Origin of the sequence: Levilactobacillus cerevisiae (assembly GCF_003946245.1) — a bacterium.
GTDB lineage: Bacteria > Bacillota > Bacilli > Lactobacillales > Lactobacillaceae > Levilactobacillus > Levilactobacillus cerevisiae.
In genome coordinates this window covers 1-4,256 of sequence record NZ_RHNN01000061.1, presented here as the reverse complement: position 1 = coordinate 4,256, position 4,256 = coordinate 1, and the positions used below count along the sequence as shown (strand labels likewise).

Annotated in this window: 2 protein-coding genes and 2 pseudogenes; 1 reads left to right on the top strand and 3 read right to left on the bottom strand. The window is 37.9% G+C overall.

What is annotated here, in order from left to right:
* Nucleotides 1-21 precede the first annotated feature (21 nt).
* Nucleotides 22-516, bottom strand: a complete 495-nt coding sequence (locus EKM99_RS15450; RefSeq protein WP_125584191.1) for a RepB family protein — start codon at nt 514-516, stop codon at nt 22-24.
* A 387-nt stretch (nt 517-903) separates the two neighbouring features.
* Between EKM99_RS15450 and EKM99_RS15440 the strand changes: the two are divergent.
* Nucleotides 904-1,649: pseudogene (locus tag EKM99_RS15440) on the top strand (transposase).
* A 179-nt stretch (nt 1,650-1,828) separates the two neighbouring features.
* On the opposite strand, the gene clpL reads toward EKM99_RS15440, so the two are convergent.
* Both clpL and EKM99_RS15430 read right to left on the bottom strand, forming a co-directional pair.
* The gene (gene clpL, locus EKM99_RS15435) at nt 1,829-3,943 is read right to left on the bottom strand and encodes an ATP-dependent protease ClpL (RefSeq protein ID WP_054712824.1); all 2,115 of its coding nucleotides are present in this window, start codon (nt 3,941-3,943) and stop codon (nt 1,829-1,831) included.
* A gap of 216 nt (nt 3,944-4,159) precedes the next feature.
* Nucleotides 4,160-4,256, bottom strand: a pseudogene (locus EKM99_RS15430) (IS30 family transposase); the annotation flags it as partial.

The following is a 4,256-nucleotide window of genomic DNA, read 5'->3' as shown; positions in this document are numbered from 1 at the left end:
TACTCAAAAAATATTCACAACCTATCTAAACAACCGTTTCCAAAAGTTCTCTCTCGTCTCATTAGAGGGCTTTTCGTTTTGCTTGCTTATATTTATATCTGAATCATTGCTATCGTCATTAGAATCGTTCTCACGGCTTTGTGTGGTGTTGCTTTTGATATTTTGTTCTGACTTTTGATTTTCAAGTAATTTCTGACTGGATAAGTTCAATTGCTGTTGTTGGTCTAATAATTTTTGAAATTTGTTTATCTGTTGATCCTTTTCGTCAAGTTGGCGTCTAAGTATATTAACTAATTGATCGTTGCTTGACGTGTTTTTGTCTTGCTTATCCTTATTTGTATTGTTGGCATAATATTGATGTATAGCATTAACAACATCTTGACTTAAAATATATCTATTATCGCTATCTTTTAAAGGCTTGTCTTTGTCGTCTAGTGAATCTATTATTTGATAAATTCTTGCTCTTGATATGTGTAAATCCTTTGAAATTTCTGCAATTGTTGTCAAATCTACCACCCTTTCAAGTATATGCTAAGTTATTGATACAATCATAGCACGCATTTGACAACCTATATACACGTATAAGCAAACAATGCACGAGAATGCGTTTATATTACGTCTGAAAATAAAGTCACGAGATTGTCACGTTATAAAATCGAAATTTTATTAGATACACAAAAAAAACGCCACTCAATTAAGAATGACGTCTTTCTGATATATGTGCCAATACCAAATAAATAGAAGTTGATTATATTTTAACTTGATTAATCAAAACACGCAATGAATACGGGAAGTCCTTTACGGTCGTTAATACTCCTCTATTTTGATAATACAAAGTTGCAAGCTCGATAACAGAGAGCGTAAAATAACTTGTGTAAACGCATAAAAAGATTTCTAAATTGTATAGAACTAGGGAATGAACTTACCACAGAAATTATCGCTACGCTAGTCCAAAAACAAGATTTAGACGAAGTTTTTCGGCACCACCTCGAAATTGCGATTAACCAGCTGCTTCAAACCGAACTGGCAGCTTTTTTAGGCTATGAGCGCCACTCGTATGCTGAAATTAACACTAGAAATAACCGCAATGGCAGTTATGAACGCTCGTTTGATACGAAGTATGGTCAACTCAACTTAACCATTCCGCGGGATCGCAATGGTATTTTCCACAACCACATCTTGCCAGCCTACGGTCGGCACAGTGACATCTTGGAAACAACGGTTATTCAGCTATACACCAAGGGAATTACCACCACCGAAATCGCCTAACTCATTGAGAAAATGTACGGTGCTCATTACTCCAAAGCCACGGTTTCCAACACGACCAAAGTCGTTGATGAACAAGTTCAAGCTTTCCAGCAACGGCGACTGCCTTCGCAATATGCGGCCATCTTCTTAGATGCCAATTACCTGCCTTTAAAGCGGGACACCGTCCAAAAAGAAGCGGTTCATTGTATTCAACCAACTTGATTGCGAACTTTAACAAGCATCTCAAACGCAACCCCAACCACAAAGAACAATTTCCAACGGAAGATTCACTGAATCGATTCCTGGTTTCTCAGTTTAACGTCTACAACGAGAAGTCCATGAAGCGAATCCATCGCAGATTCAACGGACTTCAGGACACCCTGGAATCATCCTTTATTTAAATTAACTACATATTATATGTACGGAGGTATTTCATTTACACAAGATTCTTGACGATATCCATATTTACTCAATAGATTAATATCAAATGGTGAAAATCAACGAAAAAAGGAGATCTATCAAGCGATCTCCTGCAATAAATCTCCTCTTACATAAAGTTATTTATGAACACTGATTTAAGCTAAGCTGCCGATATCACAATCTCACCATCCACTAAATCAGCCTTCAAGTTTTTGACATCTAAGTGGTCAAGGTAGAAATCCGTTACCTTATCACGAATTTGTTGTTCAATTACTCGCCGTAATGGCCGCGCCCCCATTGCTTCATCATAGCCTTGTTCCATCAGCCAATCTTTGGCCGCTTTAGTTACCTCAAGTTTGATGGATTTTTTGGCTAACGTTTTTTGTACATCCGCCAACATCAAATCGACAATTTGACTTAAGTCTTGCTTAGTCAGATGTGAAAATTCCACGATTCCATTAAAACGGTTCAGAAATTCTGGGCGGAAAAATGGTGCTAACTTATCCATTAATGACTGATCTCGTTGCTTGTCACCACTTAATGCTTCATTACCAAAGCCAGCATTAGAAGTAGCAATAATAATCGTATTTTTGAAATTAATGACATTGCCTTGTCCATCCGTTAAGCGCCCATCATCCATCACTTGTAATAGTAACGTTAATACTTGTGGATCAGCCTTTTCAATTTCATCTAATAATACAATGGAATATGGATTACGCCGAACCCGTTCAGTTAGAGTATTAGCATTATCTTCATAGCCTACGTATCCAGCCGAGGTACCAATTAATTTCGACACAGCTGTACGATCAGCATATTCACTCATATCTAGCCGAATAATCGCATTTTCATTTCCAAACATATCTAAGGCTAATTGCTTAGCTAATTCAGTCTTTCCTACGCCAGTTGGGCCCACAAACAGAAAACTTCCAATCGGCTGATCACCCTCTGAAAAGCCCGCACGGTTACGCCGAATTGCTTTTGCTACCATTTCAACCGCTTCATCTTGACCGATTACCTTACTTTTCAGACGCTTATCAAGATTTTTCAAATGCTCAATATCATTAGCGCCCATATCAGCAACTGGTATACCAGTTAAACGTTCAACCGATTGTGCCACATCATCAATCGTGGCAGTGATTTTTTCTTTTTGATCCGTTTCTTTAATTTTTTGCTTGGTTTCCTCGATCGACTTCTTGATATCAGCGGCTTTTTTAAAGTCCTCCGATTTAACGGCGGCCTCCTTAGCTGCCTCTAATTTTTTAACGCGTTGATCCAATGTCTCAACATCAGTTTGCGAATTTTTAGCCGCTAAATGAGCCGCAGTCATGTCGATCAAATCGATAGCTTTATCTGGCAAAGTGCGTTGTGGTATATATTGGATTGAATAATCCACAGCCGCCTTCAAAACATCATCTGGTAATACAACATGATGATGTTTTTCGTACAGCTTTTTAACACCTTGTAATATACGTAAAGTGTCAGCGGCCGTCGGTTCATTAATCACAACATCATTGAATCGCCGTGCCAAAGCCGCATTTTTCAAAATAGTATTGCGATATTCATCTTGAGTCGTAGCCCCGATTACAGTCAGCTCGCCACGTGACAAAGCTGGTTTAATGATATCAGCCAATCCCTTGCCACCGTCTTCACCACCAGTGGCACCCGTGCCGATAATCTGATGAATTTCATCGAAGAATAGAATAATATTACCAGCTGCTTTAACTTCCTTTACCAGCTGTTTAATATTCTCTTCAAAAGAACCGCGATATTGAGTTCCTGCTTCCAAAGACGATAAATCAATCGAATAGATTTCTTTATCTTGAATCGTTTCTGGAACTTTACCAGCCACAATTGCTTGTGCCAGACCTTCGACGACTGCAGTTTTACCTACACCGGCATCACCAACTAAGATTGGATTATTTTTCGTTCTACGACTCAAAATTTCTGCAGTTTCTTGAATCTCATTCTCACGTCCAATCACTGGATCTAGTAATCCATCACGAGCCTGTTCCGTCAAATTAGTCCCTAACTTTTCTAAAATCCCTCCTTTTTTAAAAGCCTGTTTACCATCTTTAGATACTTCTATTGTTTTATTATTTTGGGGTAGCTTACCAGTTGATCGGTATTGAGCAAACTCATCTGGTGTCAACGATTTTCCATTAACTAAGTACCGTGCACGCTCCGAATTTTGATTATCCATGCGCCGAAATAATTGATTGAAAACATCATCCATATCATTGTTGAAAAAAGGATCATTTTCGTAGAAATTCGCCATAGTACAACACCTCCATAAAAATTTACACGTGTAACTTAGTGACCATAATATCCTTTAAAACTTCAGTTAATTGTATCACGATTTTTATGTATCATTAAGTAAAGTGCTTATCGGTGTATTAAACGAGATACTTTGAAATACCATTACAACAAACCCTTTCAGGATAAATTGCCGTTAATTAGTATATCAAAATATAATATGTGGTAGATTGCAAATTTAATCCGAATTTTTGGAAAAATTTGTCAGCATAACCTGATACGGTGTTTGCCAGTCGAGTATTTTAAGCGGTCGCTGGTTAATTTGGAGTAACGTC

Bases quoted from the DNA above. Each gene is read 5' to 3' on its own strand.
- clpL (WP_054712824.1), bottom strand. From the start codon at position 3,943: ATGGCGAATTTCTACGAAAATGATCCTTTTTTCAACAATGATATGGAT.